Origin of the sequence: Sinorhizobium sp. 8-89 (assembly GCF_030124325.1) — a bacterium.
Classification (GTDB): Bacteria; Pseudomonadota; Alphaproteobacteria; order Rhizobiales; family Rhizobiaceae; genus Sinorhizobium.
Genome location: NZ_JASKLR010000006.1, coordinates 29,999 through 48,524 on the forward strand (window position 1 = coordinate 29,999; position 18,526 = coordinate 48,524).

At 61.2% G+C, this 18,526-nt stretch carries 17 protein-coding genes and 4 pseudogenes; 15 read left to right on the plus strand and 6 right to left on the minus strand.

Annotation, left to right across the window (positions count from 1 at the left end; all coding sequences use genetic code 11):
- Positions 1-145 precede the first annotated feature (145 nt).
- A pseudogene (locus QN219_RS14035) lies at positions 146-262 on the plus strand (hypothetical protein); the annotation flags it as partial.
- A 75-nt stretch (positions 263-337) separates the two neighbouring features.
- On the opposite strand, the pseudogene QN219_RS34150 reads toward QN219_RS14035, so the two are convergent.
- Both QN219_RS34150 and QN219_RS14045 read right to left on the minus strand, forming a co-directional pair.
- Positions 338-733, minus strand: a pseudogene (locus QN219_RS34150) (cytochrome c); the annotation flags it as partial.
- A gap of 515 nt (positions 734-1,248) precedes the next feature.
- Positions 1,249-1,407, minus strand: coding sequence for a hypothetical protein (locus QN219_RS14045; RefSeq protein ID WP_284000331.1), 159 nt, complete (start codon positions 1,405-1,407; stop codon positions 1,249-1,251).
- 45 nt (positions 1,408-1,452) lie between these two features.
- Between QN219_RS14045 and QN219_RS14050 the strand changes: the two genes are divergently transcribed.
- The 4 genes from QN219_RS14050 (at position 1,453) to QN219_RS14065 (ending at position 5,042) form a co-directional block, all read left to right on the plus strand.
- Entirely contained in the window at positions 1,453-3,675 is a 2,223-nt protein-coding gene (locus tag QN219_RS14050) for a copper-translocating P-type ATPase (protein WP_284000332.1), read from the plus strand.
- Complete coding sequence (locus tag QN219_RS14055) at positions 3,672-3,881, plus strand: DUF2933 domain-containing protein (protein WP_284000333.1); 210 nt, start codon at positions 3,672-3,674, stop codon at positions 3,879-3,881. Before QN219_RS14050 ends, QN219_RS14055 begins: the two co-directional genes overlap by 4 nt.
- Positions 3,878-4,375, plus strand: coding sequence for an SRPBCC family protein (locus QN219_RS14060; RefSeq protein WP_284000334.1), 498 nt, complete (start codon positions 3,878-3,880; stop codon positions 4,373-4,375). The genes QN219_RS14055 and QN219_RS14060 overlap by 4 nt, the downstream gene beginning before the upstream one ends.
- A gap of 172 nt (positions 4,376-4,547) precedes the next feature.
- Entirely contained in the window at positions 4,548-5,042 is a 495-nt protein-coding gene (locus QN219_RS14065; protein WP_284000335.1) for a DUF305 domain-containing protein, read from the plus strand.
- A 65-nt stretch (positions 5,043-5,107) separates the two neighbouring features.
- Here QN219_RS14065 and QN219_RS14070 read toward each other — a convergent pair.
- Positions 5,108-5,552, minus strand: a pseudogene (locus QN219_RS14070) (YqaA family protein).
- A gap of 223 nt (positions 5,553-5,775) precedes the next feature.
- Between QN219_RS14070 and QN219_RS14075 the strand changes: the two are divergent.
- The 7 genes from QN219_RS14075 to QN219_RS14105 all read left to right on the plus strand — a co-directional run bounded on the left by QN219_RS14075 (position 5,776) and on the right by QN219_RS14105 (position 11,584).
- Positions 5,776-6,171: a hypothetical protein gene (locus tag QN219_RS14075; RefSeq protein ID WP_284000336.1), complete on the plus strand. Its 396-nt coding sequence runs from the start codon at positions 5,776-5,778 to the stop codon at positions 6,169-6,171.
- A 93-nt stretch (positions 6,172-6,264) separates the two neighbouring features.
- The gene (locus QN219_RS14080; RefSeq protein ID WP_284000337.1) at positions 6,265-6,492 is read left to right on the plus strand and encodes a hypothetical protein; all 228 of its coding nucleotides are present in this window, start codon (positions 6,265-6,267) and stop codon (positions 6,490-6,492) included.
- Positions 6,489-7,952, plus strand: a complete 1,464-nt coding sequence (locus QN219_RS14085) for a TolC family protein (protein WP_284000338.1) — start codon at positions 6,489-6,491, stop codon at positions 7,950-7,952. The genes QN219_RS14080 and QN219_RS14085 overlap by 4 nt, the downstream gene beginning before the upstream one ends.
- Before the next feature lie 14 nt (positions 7,953-7,966).
- Positions 7,967-9,316, plus strand: coding sequence for a copper oxidase (locus QN219_RS14090; RefSeq protein ID WP_284000339.1), 1,350 nt, complete (start codon positions 7,967-7,969; stop codon positions 9,314-9,316).
- Between the two features lie 39 nt (positions 9,317-9,355).
- On the plus strand, positions 9,356-9,835 hold the full coding sequence (locus QN219_RS14095) for a plastocyanin/azurin family copper-binding protein (RefSeq protein WP_284000340.1): 480 nt from the start codon (positions 9,356-9,358) through the stop codon (positions 9,833-9,835).
- 19 nt (positions 9,836-9,854) lie between these two features.
- Positions 9,855-10,139: a copper-binding protein gene (locus QN219_RS14100; protein WP_284000341.1), complete on the plus strand. Its 285-nt coding sequence runs from the start codon at positions 9,855-9,857 to the stop codon at positions 10,137-10,139.
- An 89-nt stretch (positions 10,140-10,228) separates the two neighbouring features.
- Complete coding sequence (locus QN219_RS14105; protein ID WP_284000342.1) at positions 10,229-11,584, plus strand: adenylate/guanylate cyclase domain-containing protein; 1,356 nt, start codon at positions 10,229-10,231, stop codon at positions 11,582-11,584.
- Here QN219_RS14105 and QN219_RS14110 read toward each other — a convergent pair.
- Positions 11,500-11,868 (minus strand): hypothetical protein, encoded by a 369-nt coding sequence (locus QN219_RS14110; protein ID WP_284000343.1) that lies wholly within the window; start codon positions 11,866-11,868, stop codon positions 11,500-11,502. The two genes, QN219_RS14105 and QN219_RS14110, sit on opposite strands and share 85 nt — an antisense overlap.
- A gap of 352 nt (positions 11,869-12,220) precedes the next feature.
- Here QN219_RS14110 and QN219_RS34155 point away from each other — a divergent pair.
- Positions 12,221-12,758: pseudogene (locus tag QN219_RS34155) on the plus strand (L,D-transpeptidase).
- An 83-nt stretch (positions 12,759-12,841) separates the two neighbouring features.
- Here the strand turns inward: QN219_RS34155 and petA are convergent.
- A complete protein-coding gene (gene petA, locus QN219_RS14120) occupies positions 12,842-13,405 on the minus strand; it encodes a ubiquinol-cytochrome c reductase iron-sulfur subunit (protein ID WP_284000580.1) in 564 nt (187 codons plus the stop codon).
- 1,057 nt (positions 13,406-14,462) lie between these two features.
- On the opposite strand from petA, the gene QN219_RS14125 reads away from it, so the two are divergent.
- Positions 14,463-14,933 carry a hypothetical protein gene (locus QN219_RS14125; RefSeq protein WP_284000347.1) on the plus strand — a complete coding sequence of 157 codons (471 nt, stop codon included), beginning with the start codon at positions 14,463-14,465 and terminating at the stop codon, positions 14,931-14,933.
- A 71-nt stretch (positions 14,934-15,004) separates the two neighbouring features.
- On the plus strand, positions 15,005-16,372 hold the full coding sequence (locus QN219_RS14130) for an adenylate/guanylate cyclase domain-containing protein (RefSeq protein WP_284000349.1): 1,368 nt from the start codon (positions 15,005-15,007) through the stop codon (positions 16,370-16,372).
- 1,065 nt (positions 16,373-17,437) lie between these two features.
- Here QN219_RS14130 and QN219_RS14135 read toward each other — a convergent pair.
- Positions 17,438-18,427, minus strand: coding sequence for a zinc-dependent alcohol dehydrogenase family protein (locus QN219_RS14135; RefSeq protein WP_284000350.1), 990 nt, complete (start codon positions 18,425-18,427; stop codon positions 17,438-17,440).
- Between the last annotated feature and the right edge of the window lie 99 nt (positions 18,428-18,526).

Genomic DNA, 18,526 nt, shown 5'->3' on the forward strand with positions numbered 1-18,526 from the left:
ATAATTTCAACCGGTTGCCACCGATCGTGACGCGGTGGACGCCCAACACGGCGACGAGGATCACGACGAGCCCACCCGGCGTCTGTTCGCCCGCGGCTACACGGTCTTCAATTGCTCTCAGGTCGACGGCTATAGACCGCCGGAGATGCCAGCGCTGCCCGAGGCCGAGCGGATCGAGCGCGCCGAACGCTTCTGCGCGGCCCTTGGTATCGACATCCGCCACGGCGGCTCGCAGGCCTATTACCGCCCGGCTACCGATCACGTGCAGATGCCGGAGTTCACCTGCTTCCGCAACGCGGTCGCCTACTACGCCGTGCTGCTTGCGCATTCCGGGGCCAAGCGCATCCGGGTTTCGATCTGCTGCAACGGACAAGACGGCTGCGTAGGCACCGAGATCGAGAGCCAATTTGTCGAACTGCTGGCGTTCCGTTTCGATGTTCGAGCTCGCTTTCGACCCGGTCGCGTTGACCGACCCCTCGAACAACGCCGACAGAGCAGTTCCGGACTGGGACCGAATGGTTTCGGCGGCTGCCTTGAACAGCTTCGAATAATAGGGCGACGTGCCCTTGAACATCGCGTTGATGCTCTTGGCCGCGTCTGCCATCGCCTTCATGTCCTGCTGCCTCCGGGCAACATGGGGAGAGACGGATTGCGCTGACGCAACAGAGATCACCGTGACAGAAGCCGCGATCGAGAGCGCTAGAGCAGCCTTTTCCTTCACGCTTACATTCACCGGGATAATTGTCTCCAACGCGATCCCCTCGACGCACCGCGGTCTCTAGCCGCAAGCGTCATTGTATTGACCAAGGTCAACGCAGCGCTTGCAACAGTGCGGCACTGTGCTTCAATATGTAATGAAAGGTTTGAGCGAGAACATGATCGCCGTAAGCCAGACCGCTGGAAGATGCGCGAGAGAATTGCTGGCCATTTTGGTCGCAATTATGTTCCTCGCCGCGCCAACGGTCGCGTCCGCTGCTGCAACATGCGATGGTCACGTCGCGCGGATTGAACACTCCGAAGCGCACCAAAATTCAGACCATACGGGCCACAAGAGCGTCCATCCCCAGAAGGTTTGCTGTGTCACTACGTGCGGTTGGTGCAGCGCCGTAGTTCCAGCTCACGGCCTGATCGCTCTTCGCCTGGCACCCAACGGTCACCTATGCCCCGATCCTGAGCAATCCATAGCCGGACTCGACTCTCCGCCCGCCGTCGGCCCTCCCCGTTCCGTCATTTGAACGTGCTTTCCGCTCATCCGAGGAAGTTTGTCGGTTGCAATGATTGCGTGGTGACCAGCTCGTCGGCCGTCGCCGATACGGAAAAGAGAGGGACTGAAACACACAGGTCCAATTCGGCGGTGCTCATCATCATCTTTGCCCGGCTGCCCTTCCCTTCCTTGAACAAGCCCAACGTCAGTGTCTCCAGGTAAGAGACGGACCATCACGGAGTTAATCCATGGACGATCAGAAGGACCAAAAGGATCATCCCCATCATCATCATCATCATCGGCACGAAACTGGGGTCGCAGAGACCGCTGAAAAGAGCATCGCGCCTGATCGGGCCAACGGCGTGGTCTACACTTGTCCCATGCATCCGCAGGTGAGGCAGATCGGCCCTGGAAACTGCCCGATCTGCGGGATGGCGCTGGAGCCGGAAGTGGCCACCGCCGAAACGGGTTCCAGCCCGGAATTGAGCGACATGCAGCTGAGGTTCTGGATTGGTCTGGTTCTGACTATTCCGGTTCTGGCCCTGGAAATGGGAGGCCACCTAACCAACCTGCATATGCTGCTCGGTGCGCAGATTTCGAACTGGGTGCAGCTCGTCTTCGCGACGCCTGTGGTCTTGTGGGCGGGCGCTCCGTTCTTCGAGCGGGCATGGCGCTCAATCATCACGCGGCACCTCAACATGTTCACCCTGATCGCGATGGGCACGGGCGTGGCCTGGGTCTACAGTGTCGTGGCGACCGTTGCACCCGGACTGTTCCCCGCCACCTTCCGATCCGCCGACGGAGCGGTCCCCATCTATTTCGAGGCGGCTGCGGTCATCACCGTCCTCGTGCTACTCGGCCAGGTTCTGGAACTGCGCGCACGTGAACAGACGGGCGGCGCGATCCGCGCGCTTCTGGACCTCGCCCCCAAAACCGCCCGCCGCATCCGCAGCGATGGCACCGACGAAGATGTGCCGCTCGAAGCGGTTGTCGTCGCCGACCGCCTGCGCGTCCGGCCAGGTGAAAAGGTTCCTGTCGACGGTACCCTCATTGAAGGCCGCAGCTCGGTCGATGAATCGATGATCACCGGAGAATCCATGCCCGTTACCAAGGAGATCGGTGCGAACCTCATCGGCGGCACGATGAACAAGACGGGCGGCTTCGTCATGGAGGCTGGCAAGGTGGGGCGCGACACCATGCTGTCGCGCATCGTGCAGATGGTGGCGGAGGCCCAGCGCTCGCGCGCTCCGATCCAGCGGCTGGCCGACGAGGTCTCCGGATGGTTCGTTCCCGCGGTCATCGCGGTCGCCATAATCGCCTTCGCCGTCTGGATGTGGCTGGGACCGGAACCGCGGTTCACGCATGGTCTGGTGTCCGCGGTCGCCGTGCTGATCATCGCCTGCCCCTGCGCGCTCGGTCTCGCCACGCCGATGTCGATCATGGTGGGCGTCGGCCGCGGCGCACGCCTCGGGGTGCTCATCAAGAACGCCGAGGCCCTGGAACGCTTCGAGAAGGTCGACACGCTCGTGGTCGACAAGACCGGAACCCTCACCGAAGGCAAGCCCAAGGTGACGTCGATCGCCACGACAGAGGGGCTGAGCGAGAACGAGCTGCTTCGACTGGCGGGCACCTTGGAACGCGCCAGCGAACACCCGCTTGCGGACGCCATCGTCGACGCCGCGACGGAACGCCGGCTGGCGCTCGGCAAGGCGGAGGATTTCGACAGTCCGGTCGGCAAAGGCGTCATCGGTTCCGTCGACGCACGAAAGCTCATCATCGGAAGTCACCGGATCATGGAAGACGCTGGTGTGGATGTGTCGGCCCTCGCGAAGGAGGCCGAAGCCCTGCGCGGAGAAGGAGCGACGGTCATTTTCGTCGCCCTCGATGGACGCGCTGCTGGCCTCTTCGCCATCTCCGATCCCATCAAGGCGACGACACCCGATGCTGTTCGAACATTGCTGAATGATGGCGTCCGGGTGGTCATGCTGACAGGGGACAACAAGACCACTGCGAACGCTGTCGCCCGGAAGCTCGGCATCAGGGAGGTCGAGGCGGAGGTCCTGCCGGAACACAAGAGCGAGATCGTCGCGCGTCTGCGCAAGGAAGGCCGGATCGTCGCCATGGCGGGAGATGGTGTCAACGACGCTCCGGCGCTTGCCGCCGCCGACGTCGGCATCGCCATGGGCACCGGAACGGACGTGGCGATCGAGAGCGCGGGCGTAACCCTGCTCAAGGGCGACCTCCAGGGCATCGCGCGGGCAAGACAGTTGAGTCATGCGACGATGAAGAACATCCGGCAGAACCTGTTCTTCGCCTTCATCTACAACGCTGCCGGAGTACCCGTCGCGGCGGGTGTTCTGTATCCGGCATTCGGACTTCTGCTGTCCCCGATTATCGCGGCCGCGGCGATGGCGCTCTCGTCGGTCAGCGTGATTGGGAATTCTCTTAGGTTGAGGAGTGTGCGGATATGAAGTGGGAACGCAAATGGACGCTTCTTGCCGTCTCGTTCGGCGTCATCGCAGCGTTCTTCGTCCTTCGTGAACATTGGGCGCATGCCCTGGGCCTGGCTCCCTACCTGCTCCTACTGGCGTGTCCGCTGATGCACCTGTTTCACGGCCATGGTGGACATCACTCCGGTCAGCATCAACATCGAGCGAGCAAGGAGGACCTGAGTTGACCTACACTCGATCGGCGCAGGCAATCGTCGATGTGGCGGCTTCTCCCAACGCGCTCTTCGACTACCTGGATGACCAGGCGCGTCTCGGATCGCACATGCAGAAGCCCTCGATGATGATGCTCGGCGGGCAGATGTCATACGAGCTCGACGACGCTCAAGGCCGCGCCGTCGGTTCCGTGATTAGGATGGAAGGCACAATGCTTGGCGTGAGGCTCGTCGTCGAGGAAGTAGTCATCGAGCGTCTGCCGCCACGCCGCAAGGTGTGGGAAACGCGCGGACGCCCGGAACTGATTGCCATCGGTGCCTACTGCTTGGGCTTCGAGATCGAGGCTGCAGGGCAGTCCTCCCGACTGCGCGTGTTCATCGATTACGATTATCCGCGTTCGGTCCTCGGTCGGATTCTGGGATGGATATTCGGTCCGATCTATGCCCGCTGGTGTGTCAAGCGGATGGCGGAAGACGCCGTCAGAACATTCCAAAGACAAAAGGTTTAAAACGCTCCCGCCAAGTCTAAGGCAGTGGTTCTTCGACCTGAATTGGGTTGCATAGGCGCGTCCGAATGCCGCTTTTGATGGAACGGACGACCGACCCGGCGGTTCCTAAGGCTGCGCAAGCTCATCTCAAGCCTTGTAGCTGTCGACGACGGCCAATGAGCGGAGGATCGCCATGAAAGAGCACGAACACTCGATCCAACACGAACCGACGTCACGACACCACTACCTGATGTTCGCCGTTAATATGGTGGTCAGCCTCGTGGTCATGCACTTCGGGATGTTCTCCATGATCGACGGCCGGGGCGATTTCCGTAACAATCTCAACACGCTCTACATGGCACTGACGATGGTTGCTCCGATGGGGATCATCATGCTGGCGACCATGGGTGGGATGTACAAGAAGAAGGGACTGAACGTAGCCCTTTACCTCGGTCTGGCTATCCTCTTTGTTGCTGCGTTTGCGGGAACTCGCACCCAGGCCCTCATCGACGATCATCAGTTCATCGCGTCGATGATCCCGCACCACTCCGGAGCAATTCTGATGTGTCGCGAAGCGCGTCTCACGGACGCAGAGCTGGTCGATCTTTGTAAGCGAATCTCTGAGGGTCAGCGCAAGGAAATCGCGCAGATGGACGCGATAAAAGCGAGATTGAACGGCTTCGATTAAATGCAGTTTGCCGCTACTCAGCGAAGGGCTCTCGCTCCGCGCGGGCCTTCGATTCCAAACATTTGTCAGATTGCCGCTCGCGTCCCGAGGGTTGCTGCGGCTAGGACAATGTATCGCGCCGTCTTTCCGACTGTGACCAGCAACAGGAAGGACCACCAAGGCTCTCGTAAAACCCCGGCGACTACAGTGAGCGCGTCTCCGAAGACTGGCATCCACGAGAGCAGCAGCGACCACGACCATAGCGCCGGTACCATCCAGCGCCCTTTTCCAACGACGACGTCTTCACCGGGAACCAAGACCGGTCGTGAAACCGATCGATGAAACGCCCAAGCACGCAGTTGAAGACTGCTCCCAGCACGTTGCCTATGCTTGCGACGCGAGGAGCCAAGTCGTCGAGAATTTTCCTGACGCAAGCAAGCCAACAAGCAAGGGTTCGGACTGGAAGGGCAGCACCGTGGCCGCGCCGAACGCGACGAGGAACAAACCGAGATACGCGGCTAGGCCAGTCATCCAACCTCGCCCGGGTTCAGGAACGAGAATAAGGGAGGAGGAGAAGGCTGCTTCACGCGTCCGGCAACTTTCTTGCTTGACCTTACCATCGTTGGAACGATTACACCTTCATTAAACTTCGGATTAACCCGCTATTTTGCCACATAATGATCGCGAATCGCATGTTATACGACCTGACAATTGACAACTGCAGGGCTGCTGGTAGTCCTCGGACATGAGCAAAATGTATCGAATCACATTGCAAAAGATGCTGGTTCTGCTCCGCCTCGTGATCGCCATGTCACTGGCGGGATACTCCTTGCCGACGGCCTCCGCCGCGATGCATGGATCGTGGTCCAATTCGGACCTGGTGCAATCTCACGATCATCAAAGTCAGACCGATGATCATCATCACATGACCAGCGGCGACCATTGGGATGGCGATCATGGATCGTCGCCGGACGATGCGGCCAAAAAGACCGCTAAACAGGAATGCTGCAGCAGCTTCTGTGTCAGCATGGCCATAGTGTTGGGAACTATCCCGATAGGCGGGCCTCAGGTGGCCTCTATACGCGAGTTCATCGACGACGCCCGGACCACGGGCGAGCTTCCGCCTCTGCACCGACCCCCGAACATCTGAATAGGACCGCACCCGTTCTTCTCACGGGTTTAAGGAGTGTTCGCGAGCAGGTTTGCTCTCGGGCGCCGCTGCAATTCCTATTCGGATAATACCATGAAACCATTGTTCTTCGTGGCCGCCCTGCCGCTTTTCGCGAGCGGATGTGCCTCCACATTGCCTCCCGATGTCATTGCCACGGGCGACCTCGCCGCCTCCCAGGTCGAGGTCCGCCCCCTCCGGTACACGAGCCCGGTTTCGGGCTACACCCATCGCGTGCCGGTCGATCCCCAGCCATGGCGCAACCAGAACGACGCGCAGACTCCAGAAGGAGATGCGTCATGATGAGAGCCACTGTCAAACTGGCTGCGGTCCTCGCCCTGCCGCTCGCACTCGGCGGCTGCGTGGCCGTGAGCGAATATGCAGCCAAGAACGCTGGCTTCGCCTCGGTCGAGGCCAAGACCGCCGAGGCGGCAGGCAAGCAGACCGTGTGGGTACAAAACCAGCAGCAGGCTCGTGTCGTCTCGGACCGCGTGAAGACGCTGATGGCGAAGAAGACCATTGGCGTCGAGACCGCCGTGCAGGTCGCGCTGTTGAACAACAAGGGGCTCCAGGCCGCCTACGCCGATCTCGGCGACTCGGCCGCCGACGCCTGGCAGTCCACGATGCTTGTAAATCCGACCGTTTCCGTCGGACTGACCGGCATCGGCACGCCGGGACTGGAAGCCTTTAAGACCGTCGAAGGCATGATCGCCAACAACATCCTGGCTCTCGCCACGCGAGACCGGAACATCGCTATCGCCGACACCGAGTTCCGAAAGGCACAGTTGAGTGCGGCGCTCCGCACGCTGCAGCTTGCCTCGGACACTCGCCGTGCCTGGATCAATGCCGTTGCCGCCTGGGAAACCGTTGCCCAGCTCAACCAGGCGCAGGCTGCGGCAGACGCCGCCTCGGAGCTTGCACAGGAACTCGGCAAGAGCGGCGCGCTTACGAAAGAAGGTCAAGCCCGCGAGCACGTGTTCTTTGCCGAATTGGCGGGACAGACGGCAAAGGCGCGGCTGGCGGCACGACTCGCCAAGGAAGAGCTGACGCGGCTGATGGGGCTCTGGGGTTCGGGAATCGACTATCAGGTCCCGAACCGTCTGCCGCAGTTGCCGAGGGGCATCATGAAGCGTGACCTGATCGAGGCGGAAGCAATCCAGCGGCGCGTTGATCTGCAGATGGCGAAGCTCGACCTCGATGCGACCGCCAAATCATACAAACTAACGGAAGCCACCCGCTACGTCACAGACCTCGAGCTCCTCACCGGCTCCGAGACGGAACGGGAAAAGGAGGATGGCGAGGTCAACTCCGAGACGACCGGACAGGCAGAGCTCGAATTCGTCATTCCGATCTTCGACAGCGGCAGGGCACGCATGCGCAAGGCCGAACTCGCCTATATGCGGGCGGCGAACCTCCTGGCGGAAAAGGCCGTCAACGTCCGCTCCGAAGCGCGCTCGGCCTACCAGGCGTACCGCGCCAACTACGACATAGCCCGGCATTACCGAAACAGCGTCGTGCCGTTGCGCACCAAGATCGAGGAGGAATCCCTCCTCACCTACAACGCCATGATCACCAACACCTTCGAGCTGCTCGCCGACAGCCGCGAGAAGGTCAATGCGAACCTGCTTGCCGTCAACGCCAAGCGCGACTTCTGGCTCTCCGAGGCCAATCTCGCCCCCGCCATCTACGGTGGCGGCGCGGGTGCGACCGCCGGCGAAACGGAAGTCGCGGCTGCCGCCGAAAGCGGTGGCGGCGGCCACTGAGAAAGGAACAGACCATGTTCAACAGAAGACAGCTACTCGGCGCAAGCGCCGCAATGGTGTCGACCGTCGCCTGGGCGAAGACGTCCAACATGGGGCTGCCCGAAGCCGCCGTCATGGAGACGGCGGAGACGCAGCCGCCGCTAAAGCCCACCTCCGGCCCTGACTACAACCCGGTCGTCACGCTCAACGGCTGGACCCTGCCCTACCGGATGAACAACGGCGTCAAGGAGTTCCACCTGGTCGCCGAGCCCGTCGAGCGCGAGATGGCGGAAGGCATGACCGCCTATCTGTGGGGCTACAACGGCCAGTCGCCGGGTCCGACGATCGAGGCGGTCGAAGGCGACCGGGTGCGCATCTTCGTTACCAACAAGCTGCCTGAGCACACGACCATCCATTGGCACGGCATGATTCTTCCCTCCGGCATGGACGGCGTCGGCGGCCTGACGCAGCCGCATATCCCGGTCGGCAAGACCTTCGTCTACGAGTTCGACCTCGTGAAGTCGGGCACCTTCATGTACCACCCGCATTCCGACGAGATGGTGCAGATGGCGATGGGGATGATGGGCTTCTTCGTCGTCCATCCCAAGGACCCGAAGTTCATGCCGGTCGACCGCGACTTCGTCTTCCTGCTCAACGCCTACGACATCGATCCCGGTTCCTACGTGCCGCGGATCATGGAGATGACCGACTTCAACATGTGGTGCTGGAACAGCCGCATCTTCCCCGACATCAGCCCGCTCGTCGTCTCCAAGAACGATCGCGTGCGCGTGCGGGTCGGCAACCTGACCATGACCAACCACCCGATCCACATGCACGGCTACGACTTCGAGGTCACCTGCACGGACGGCGGCTGGGTGCGCCCGGAGGCGCGATGGCCAGAGGTCAGCATCGACATCCCGGTCGGGGCGATGCGCGCCTACGAGTTCGACGCCAAGTACGAGGGCGACTGGGCGATCCACTGCCACAAGTCGCACCACACGATGAACGCGATGGGGCACGACATTCCGACCTTCATCGGCGCCGACAAATCGAAGGTCGCCGAGAAGATCAAGAAGCTTCGCCCGGAATACATGCCCATGGGCACCAAAGGCATGGCCGACATGGGCGAGATGGAGATGGAAATTCCCGAGAACACCATCCCGATGATGACCGGCTGGGGTCCGCACGGCCCGATCGAGATGGGCGGCATGTTCTCGGTCGTCAAGGTGCGCGAGGGAATCTCCGCGGACGACTACTCCGATCCCGGCTGGTACGAGAACCCGCCCGGAACACAGGCCTGGGAGTGGACGGGCGAGGTTCCCGACGCGCCGAAGGCCAAGGACGCCAAGACCCAGATCACGCCGAAACATAAGAACCACGGCTGATCCCGCATGCCGATGTTCAACCAACCAAAGGAACACACCATGAAAGCTGCAATCCTCGGACTTCTCGCCGCCGCCCTCGCCACCCCGGCGCTCGCCGGTGGCAATCACGCAGGCGGGCACGGAGAGGCAATGGCTGTCGGCGAACCGGGCAAGAAAGCCAACGCCACCCAGACGATCCAGGTCACCATGAAGGAGACGGACGACGGCAAGATGATCTTCACGCCATCGACCTTCAAGGTCCGCAAGGGCCAGACCGTTCGCTTCGCGATCAAGAACGCAGGCAAACTCGACCACGAGTTTGTGCTCGATCAGGAAGACAAGATCATGGAGCACAAGGCGGTGATGGAGAAGTTCCCGGAGATGGAGCACGACGATCCGAACGCCATCCGTCTCGCGGCAGGAGAGTCCGGCGAGATCATCTGGACATTCACCAACGACGGCACGTTCAAGATCGCCTGCCTGGTCCCCGGTCACTATGACGCAGGCATGCACGGCGACGTCACCGTTGCCAAGAAGTGATGATCGAAAGGAGTCCAACATGAAAACGCTCATCAAGCTCACGCTCGCCTCTGTGCTGGCCCTTGGAACAGCCTACGGCGCTCTCGCGCAGGAGTTCACGAAGGCCACCGTCAAGAAGGTCGATGCCAAAGCGAAGAAGGTCACGCTGATCCACGAGGAGCTGAAGAGCCTCGAAATGCCGGCGATGACGATGGTGTTCCGCGTCCAGGACGACGCGATCCTGGAGAAGCTGAAGGAAGGTGCGAACGTGGAGTTCGTTGCCGAGCGCGTCAACGGCAAGCTGACCGTGACGCAGGTCAAGTAAGGAACGAAGGGACGCGGTCGGCAGTTGACCGCGTTTCCCCTCGCTTCATCCGCGACCGGGAAGCATCTCCCTTCTCCATACGGTAGGACATGACGTCTTCGCTTCACCCACAATGGGCCTTCGCAAGGGAAATCCGCTCGATCATCTTGCGGTTCGTCGCCTTCGCGATCCTGGTCGCGAACTTTCTGCTCGGCGGCTATGAAGGGGCGGAAGGCACCCACTCTATCGTTGTCGTCGGCTATCTCATCATCAGCATCGCTGCGGTGGCGACGGCGCGATATATTCCTGGGCGGTCCCGGCTCAAGACGCTCTTCGTCATTCTGGATGCGCTGCTTGTCACTTTGATCCTGTACGCGCACATCCTCGCAGGTCCGGTCACCGAGAACCACAACCTCACCACCACCAGCCTGGTCGTCGCTTTCATCTTGCTCAATCAGGCCGGGCTCCAGCTCGAGCGCCGCCTCGTCTTCGTCTTTTCCGGCATCGTCCTTATCGCTTGGGTGGCAATGCTGGCGATCACGGCAGTCAGCCACCACACCGCCGATGCCATGTCGCTGCTAGCATCCTTCTTCAATCAGGACCTCGGCCTGACGGTCAGCTTCGGCTTCACCGCCTCTGCAATCTACCTACTTGCGAGGGATCATGACCGGACTCGCAAGGAGGCCCTCAGGGCTGACCAGAGACGGCACAATCTCTCGCGTTTCTTCTCGCCGCTGATCGTCTCGGAACTGCAGGAACGGGGCGAGGCCCTCGGCCTTGAGCGCCGAAACGCAGCGATCATGTTCGTCGATCTGCGCGACTTCACCGGCTTCGCTGAAACCGCCACCGCCCGCGAGCTGGCCCTCGTGCTGGCTGAGTATCGACAGCTCGTTTCGCAGACGATCTTCGACCACGGCGGGACGGTCGACAAGTTCATCGGCGACGGGGTCATGGCGGTGTTCGGACAGCCGCGGCCCACGGAAGACGATGCGGACCGGGCGCTCGCATGCGCGCTCGATCTGGTCGACGCACTCAACGACTGGCGGAACCACGGCGTCCGGATTGGCTATCCCGCCCTTGATGCCGCGATCGGGCTGCACTACGGGACTGTGGTCGGCGGCGTTCTGGACAGCGGCTGCCACAGCGAGTTCACGGTCATAGGCGATGCCGTGAACGTAGCACAACGGCTTGAGACCTTGGCGAAGTCGCTCGACTCTCCGCTTGTGATTTCGTCCGACCTGGTCGCGCGGCTGCGAGGGTCGATCCCGAACGCCACGTGGATTTCCCTGAATTCAGCCGCCCTGTCGGGCCGGCGGTCCCCCATAGATGTCTGGTATCTGCTCAGAGCGATGGACTCCGGAGGTATCGAGCATGTGCCGGCTTACGAAACGGGCGTCTCGCAGACGGCTCGCCAGAGGTCGGCCTTCCAATCTTGCCCCACCGCTCCCGAAGTCGGTACAGCGTAGTCGACACCCCTGAGCGATACCTTGGCCGGATCGCCGCACTTGACCAAAGCCCGGTGCTTTCCCGGATCGCTGTAGACCGCGCCACTGCGGGCGTCGGTCTGCGAAAGCGAGATGATGACGTCGTAGTCGTATCCGGGCCGTTCCGCCGTCCTGTTGCTAACGAGCCCGAGACTGACGACGGTGGCGTCTTCGAACTGCGCCGTATGGAAAACAAGAGGTTTCTCGGCTGCCGCGTTCGGAGCCGCGAGCATCACTGCCGCAAGTGCGGATGCAAGGTGACGCATTCCCACCTCCCATGGCTCATGCGCTGATCAGACTGTATCACGGCGAGGCCGCGGCGGCGATCACCATTCCGCCGTGCAACGGAACCGACCCCGCCTCTCGTCGTTCACAGTCGCATGGATCAAAGCCAACGCGTCCCGTTACCGGCCGCAGCCGAGTGCGGAATACCGGAGGCAGGTGAAGAAAGATGGATGGACGTGAGGTCTGCCGCCGTTTCTTCTTGAAACTCGCTGCAATCACCGCGGCGCTCGGCTTGACGGGCCGCATCGCCGCCTTGAGCGCGCCGACGAACGAGGGCGGCACTTCCCCTCGGGAGCACCCTCTATCCTGGCGGAGATGTATGGAGAAAGGCCGATGGAGCCCCATCCCGTCCCGGGGGTTCCCTACCAGGAGATCAACCCCCGCTTCCACCGAAGGGTCGTGGACGACCCGACAGGCGAGCCGCCCGGAACGCTCGTGGTCGACGTAGGCAACCGCTTCCTCTATCTCGTACAGGTGAAGAGTCGGGCCTTGCGGTACGGCGTCGCTCTGGGCCACGCCGGATTCGAGTGGCCGGGCCGTGGTGTCGTGCAATACAAGCGCAAGTGGCCCCACTGGATACCTGCCGACGAGATGATCGAGCGGGACCCGAAAGTGGGAGGAATACAGTCTGGAGCGCGGTGGAATGGAGCCCGGTCCCGACAATCCGGTCGGAGCCCGCGCTCTCTACATTTTCCAGAACGGCGAGGACAGGCTCTACCGCGTCCACGGTCGCCGGAATGGTGGAACATTGGCCAGCATGTCTCCCGGTTGCGTCAGGATGATCAACCAGCACGTTATGGACCTCTACGAGCGCGTGGCGGACGGATCACCGATCCTCGGGACCGACCCGTCGAAGCCGGACCGGTCGTAGCGTTCCACCGGCTGCCTTCTCTAGCGCGGTTGGAACCGGAAAGTCGGACCACGATCCAAAAGGAAGCGCGTTCTGATGCGCGTCTACCCGATTCGCACAACGGATTCGGAGACGAACTCGAAGCGGGGAATCGCAAGGTTCTCCGGCGCGGGACCCTTGCGGACGCGACCGGCGGTATCATAGTGCGACCCGTGGCAAGGGCAGAACCAGCCCCCGAAATCACCCGCCTGTCCCAGAGGCACGCAGCCGAGATGCGTGCACACCCCGATCATTACGATCCAGTTCTCCTTCCCCTCCCCGCCGGAGCGGGCATCATCGGTGGCGGGTTGGTCCTCTGCGAGGTTGGAATTCCGCGCCAGTGGGTCCTTGAGATCATCAAGTGCAGTCGCCCTTGCCGCCTCGATCTCCTGCTGGGTACGGTTGCGAATGAAAACCGGGCGACCGCGCCATTTGACGGTCAGTGCCATACCCTCCACGAGCGAGGATACGTCCACCTCGATGGACGCCATGGCGAGGGTCGAAGCGTCAGGGCGCATCTGGTCGATGAATGGCCAAGAGGCGGCCCCGACACCCACGACCCCTGCCATGGCTGTCACCAGATAGAGAAAATCGCGTCGGGTGGGTTCGCGCGTCTCGTCCATTGCCATCATGCTGCGGCCCTCCCAAGCTTCGCCCGCCCTGCGGACGAGGGAGAAAAGCAATTCTCCGGCAACCCTTCCGAATTGGAGAAATGCTCACCGATTTTACATCGCCGCTGCGAGTATTGGAACTTACGGTTTCAGGCGGCGGGCAACCGATCCGCAGCCCAGCGCCTCACAAATGGTCGGCAAGGGGCTGGCTAGGCGGTTGTGTCACAGGCAGAGGCGGGAACCAGCGCCCATTCGCTCCGCGGCGAGCAACGAAAATCCGAGAGCTAGGGCGTTGAGCAAGTGCCAGATGAAGTGCGTGCCTGTTGGCCAAGACCCACAAAGAGGCCCATCCAGCATGCGGAAGACCAATCCTATAGCGAATACGAAGCCGGCCCCGACAAGCAGGCGCGGCGTGGGGCCACGGCCAAGGACAGGGACGGCGGTCGCCCACGTTGAAGGTGGCAATTAGACCGGCGCATAAGACGCTGAACTGCCAGCCGGGATTTCATCAAAGTCTGAAGTGTGGGCGAAGGAACGAGGAGCGGCGCAGTTAAGAAGCCTGCACTCACCAAGCTCAGCCGCAGAAAACGTCTCAACGCCACGAAAATGAAAGAGTAAATGACCACCGCGATCGGCAAGATGTCCGCGATCAGCGCCATCTGTTGCTGTGGAACAGGAACGAGCCATGCCAACTGGAGCAGTCACGGTGGCCAGAACGCATAGCTGCTTGTCGGCCCAGGCGACCCGGGCATCAGCCCGGTTGTGTATTGTCCTCAGAGTTGGGAAACTTAGGTCTTCATTGTGGGAACCGACGCTTGCTTCCCAAAACTGGCGCCCGGAAAACCAGGGTGTTGAACGCTTATTCCTCGGTCGGGAATTTACAGCGTACTTATTACATTGGCACAACCCAAGCGACGTCATCGGATCCCACACAAGCACTGGGTTTCTTGCTGCTTCGGGTGCAACGTAACCTCGCCCCTCATGGGGCCTGACGCCACCCAGGATTTGATGCGCGTCAAGGCGTCATTCACCGAAAGGGTCAAACTGTATCGGTGTTCAAGCGGGAGGTTAGGCGATGCAGACATACTTGGCTCTTCTACGAGTTCACGTGAGTGCCGGAGTCATTGGGTCGCTGACGATTTTGGCATTCTGGATCTCGACGGTGATGTCGGAATTGTCGGGCAATCATGTTGCAGTTGTTGCTGTCAAAAATGGCATTCTCTGGGGAATGTTGGTTCTTATACCTGCGATGGTCACCGTCGCTGGAACCGGCTTTAGACTGGCTGGAAAGGCTAAATCGGCGCTCGTTTGCTCCAAAAAGCGTCGAATGCCCATCATCGGTCTGAATGCAATACTCGTGCTTGCGCCTTGCGCATTCTTTCTCGCGAACCGCGCCTCTGCAGGTCAGTTTGACACGATGTTTTACGTTGTCCAGGCGATCGAACTCATCGCGGGAGGCACAAACTTGACCTTGATGGGTCTCAACTTTCGGGATGGATTGACACTTTCCCGATGGTTGAAGGGCTCGGGGTTGCGCCCCGCCTAGTCCCGTGGGGTGCGAAACGCGATACTCCTACCCGCGGGTACGCCTATCGTCCGTGGCGGAGGGGTTTGCTGATGAGGATCTTTCAACTGGGTGCCTATCGAACCGATGCAGGTCGCTCGGTCCCGACCATGACCTCCGTCGAAAACCTGTTCCGGGAGTCGGAAAACGAAGCCGAATATACGACCGGGTGGGTTCGGATCGCTTTGGGCCTCACCCTGTTTGCGAGTGGTTTCCTCGTTTCCTCCGGTACGACCGGGCCCGCCGGAGGGTACGACCTGGTTCAAGTTCGTTTTGCGGCGCTCTTCACAATTGGCGCCTTTCTCGTGCTAGGCATCACGTCGTTTCTCCTGGTTGTCACTCGCTGGTTCAGGCCTTGGATGGCATTCGTCCTTGTCACTTGCGACGCAGCAGTTCTCGGTGTCAGCCTCTTCCTTGGCCTAGATGGCATTGGCCTAGAGGGTAACTGGGTCGCCGCGATGCCGACTATCTGGGCCGTACCCCTGCTCCTCGCGGTCGGCGCGCTTCGCTATCGGCCACTCGTCCAATTATGGGCCACCATTGTAATCATGATCGCCGTCGTTGGCGTCGTCTCCAAGCTTGGTTTTCGTTTGTTCCCGACTGAAGTTGACGTTCACGCATCGCTGGGCGCGTTGGAATCAAGCATTGCGCGCCTCTTTTCGCTGTCGCCTTATCTCATGCGCGCAGTCATGCTGACGCTGACCGGCCTGACAACGGCACTGGCAATGGCGCGCTCTCGCCGCCTACTCATGCGCGCCGTCAGCGAGACGGCTCGGCGCGCAAACCTTGCTCGCTTCCTGCCCGCTGAGATCGCGCCATTAGTGGGGGAAAATGATGTTGCCACGTGGCGGCAGGGTCGCCGCCAGCAGGCCACCATACTGTTCGTCGATATTCGGGCTTTCACCGCTTTTTCCGAAAAGATGGATCCGGCGAGGCTATCGATCTTCGTCTCCTCATTTCGGAGGCGGGTGATGCGTGCGGCGGAGGAATTCGGTGGTGTGGTCGACAAGTTCATTGGAGATGGCGCCCTGCTCGTATTCGGCATTCCAGAGCCCCAGAGTGATGATTGCGCCCGCGCTATCGCGTGCGCCCACAAGCTTCTGGCGCTGCTGGATCAATGGAACGTCAAACGCGGATTTGATCCACCTGTCCGGGTGGGCATTGGCATCCACACAGGTGAGACCTATTGTGGGATAGTTGGGGACGATCTCCGACTGGAATTCACGGTGCTTGGCGACGCTGTGAACGTGGCCGCCAAGATTGAACAGGCTACCAAGCGGTATAATACCGCGCTCTTGGCTTCCGAGACTGTGGTGATGCAGGCGGGGCAACAACGCACATGGCAGGAGGTTGGTCGTGAGTCGCTGGGCGGGCGCGGCGAGCATCTGGCCATTCTTTGCCCGCATGGGCACAAAGTCTAGCGATTGAAGCGCGCCGGCAGACTTAACCCGGGAACTGGGGAAACTACCCTACGAGTGGATCGTCGAACGCTAACGCGTTCGTCCGGTCCTCACGGCCGCTCAAGGGCAGGACCGAATCTCCGTTCCCTGCTTGGTGCCGGTCGCAGTTGGCCGGAAACCTCAGAGGAGCGCAAGCGGCAAAATATCGGTGCCGCCGGCGCGTTGCCGTCGATCACTGACCCGTTGCGAGCTCCCAGGGTACCCCGGATCTTCCGAAGAAGCAGGAGATCGAGGGGCGCGCCGAGATGACTTGCGACTTCTGCCATGCACCTTCGCGTGATAGCGCGAGCGCAACGACGTCTTTGCCCCGATGGTGTTCGAGCGCCTCGCCAACTATTTTCCCGCCTCGGTCCGGTTCGAGAAGCGCATTTGCCTATCTCCGTTCCCGTTCGTCTTCGTGCTGGCGACAATAGCGGCTGAACCACTCCGCTGTAGCGGCGGCAACGACATCGAGCGCTCCCGGTTCCGAGAACAGGTGGGTGGCGCCCGGAACGTGCAGCTTCCTGGGACCGGCGAGCGCCGCCAAGGCGGCCCGGTTCAGCCGAGAATATCATGATCCGATCCCCCCACGATCAGGAGCGTCGGTATTCTGACTTCTTCGAGTGTTCCCGCCAGATCCGGGCGACCGCCTCCCACGAGTAATGCGGACACGTGATCGCCGAGCTCGGCCGCCACTTCAAGAGCCGCTGCAGCGCCGGTGCTCACGCCGAAAAGCCGGACCGGGAGGCTTCGCGTACAGTTGGCCGTCAACGCCGACCTGCATGCTTTGCTGCGAGGAAGGTTTGTTCACTCTGCTGTTGGGTTCATGCCTAAGAGAAAGACGCCCTGCTACGCCGCTCGGTTGCCATGGCGAGATCGTCCGCCGCGCCGCTCGAGGCTCCGCCGCAGATCAGCCTTGGGCCAACCGGCCAGCGTGCTGACGCACTCCTCGAGTTCACCGAAGATGTGACGACCGCTGATGAAAGTGGAACAGGGCACGCTGTGCAACCGGGCAGACAGGGCTTTGGATAGCATCCCGAGGCGTATTCAATCGATGTCGATGACGAGCTTGCCGTTCGCCTGCCGGTTCTCGATGAGGTTATGCGCATCAGCAACGGTGTCGAGACTGAAGCGGCGCGGATCGAGCTTGGGAATCAGCTTTCCGGCTTCGACCAACCGCGTCGCCTCCCGCATGATCTCTCCATGATGGTCGCGGCCCTCTCCGGTCAGAAGCGGGATCAGCGTGAATACACCTGAATAGGTGGCGGCTTTGAACGAGAGCGGCGCCAGCGCATGCGCGCCCCAGCCGAGGCTGCTGACTACATGGCCGAAGCGCGAAACGCCCTTGAAAGCCGTGTCGAGAGCCGGCCCGCCGACTGTATCATAGACCACATCGAAACCCTTGCCATCGGTCAGGCGCTCGACGTAGCTCTCAACGCTCTCGGCGGTATGGTCGATCGGCGTTGCCCCCAATCCGCGAATATAATCCGCCTTGCTCGATGAATCGGCGCCGTAGACGTTCGCACCCGTCGCGACCGCGATCTGGATCGCCATGTGCCCGACCCCACCACCTCCGCCGAGAATGAGAACTGTCTGATCTGCCGTGAGCTTGACGCGATCCATTAATCCTTCCCAGGCAGTGACGAATACGAGCGGCAAGGCGGCCGCCTCGCGCATCGAAAGATTGGAAGGCTTGCAAGCGACCAGCCTGGCATCCACGGCGGCATATTCGGCGAGAGAGCCCTGATTGCCGCCTACGCCGCCGGTCATGCCATAAACCTCGTCGTCCCTGCGGAACCCCTGAACGTCTTCGCCGACCTCTTCGACGACGCCTGCAAGGTCGATGCCGAGAACGGCCGGAAGCAGGTGGCGGGCGTGGGCTGCCCTACCGGCGCGGATCTTTGTATCGAGCGGATTTACACCGCTCGCCTTGATCCGGACGAGAACTTGGCCCGATCCCGGTACGGGTCGCTTGGTATCTGCAATGCGGAACGGGGCCCCAGCGGCCTCGAGGATGGCGGATTTCATGGTGGGCATTTGATGCCTCCTGTCACTATTGCTTAAGGGATACTGCGACATTCCTGATTGCATGGAAATCAACAATGTTGTTTGATAATCATGCAGTATTGCATGGCA

What these genes read in the sequence shown, in the direction of transcription:
- QN219_RS14050 (WP_284000332.1), top strand. Translation starts at nt 1,453, where the DNA reads ATGGACGATCAGAAGGACCAAAAGGATCATCCCCATCATCATCATCAT.
- QN219_RS14130 (WP_284000349.1), top strand. Translation starts at nt 15,005, where the DNA reads ATGAGGATCTTTCAACTGGGTGCCTATCGAACCGATGCAGGTCGCTCG.
- QN219_RS14065 (WP_284000335.1), top strand. Translation starts at nt 4,548, where the DNA reads ATGAAAGAGCACGAACACTCGATCCAACACGAACCGACGTCACGACAC.
- QN219_RS14110 (WP_284000343.1), bottom strand. Translation starts at nt 11,868, where the DNA reads ATGCGTCACCTTGCATCCGCACTTGCGGCAGTGATGCTCGCGGCTCCG.
- QN219_RS14105 (WP_284000342.1), top strand. Translation starts at nt 10,229, where the DNA reads ATGACGTCTTCGCTTCACCCACAATGGGCCTTCGCAAGGGAAATCCGC.
- QN219_RS14135 (WP_284000350.1), bottom strand. Translation starts at nt 18,427, where the DNA reads ATGCCCACCATGAAATCCGCCATCCTCGAGGCCGCTGGGGCCCCGTTC.
- QN219_RS14125 (WP_284000347.1), top strand. Translation starts at nt 14,463, where the DNA reads ATGCAGACATACTTGGCTCTTCTACGAGTTCACGTGAGTGCCGGAGTC.
- QN219_RS14085 (WP_284000338.1), top strand. Translation starts at nt 6,489, where the DNA reads ATGATGAGAGCCACTGTCAAACTGGCTGCGGTCCTCGCCCTGCCGCTC.
- QN219_RS14080 (WP_284000337.1), top strand. Translation starts at nt 6,265, where the DNA reads ATGAAACCATTGTTCTTCGTGGCCGCCCTGCCGCTTTTCGCGAGCGGA.
- QN219_RS14090 (WP_284000339.1), top strand. Translation starts at nt 7,967, where the DNA reads ATGTTCAACAGAAGACAGCTACTCGGCGCAAGCGCCGCAATGGTGTCG.
- QN219_RS14100 (WP_284000341.1), top strand. Translation starts at nt 9,855, where the DNA reads ATGAAAACGCTCATCAAGCTCACGCTCGCCTCTGTGCTGGCCCTTGGA.
- petA (WP_284000580.1), bottom strand. Translation starts at nt 13,405, where the DNA reads ATGGCAATGGACGAGACGCGCGAACCCACCCGACGCGATTTTCTCTAT.
- QN219_RS14095 (WP_284000340.1), top strand. Translation starts at nt 9,356, where the DNA reads ATGAAAGCTGCAATCCTCGGACTTCTCGCCGCCGCCCTCGCCACCCCG.
- QN219_RS14055 (WP_284000333.1), top strand. Translation starts at nt 3,672, where the DNA reads ATGAAGTGGGAACGCAAATGGACGCTTCTTGCCGTCTCGTTCGGCGTC.
- QN219_RS14075 (WP_284000336.1), top strand. Translation starts at nt 5,776, where the DNA reads ATGTATCGAATCACATTGCAAAAGATGCTGGTTCTGCTCCGCCTCGTG.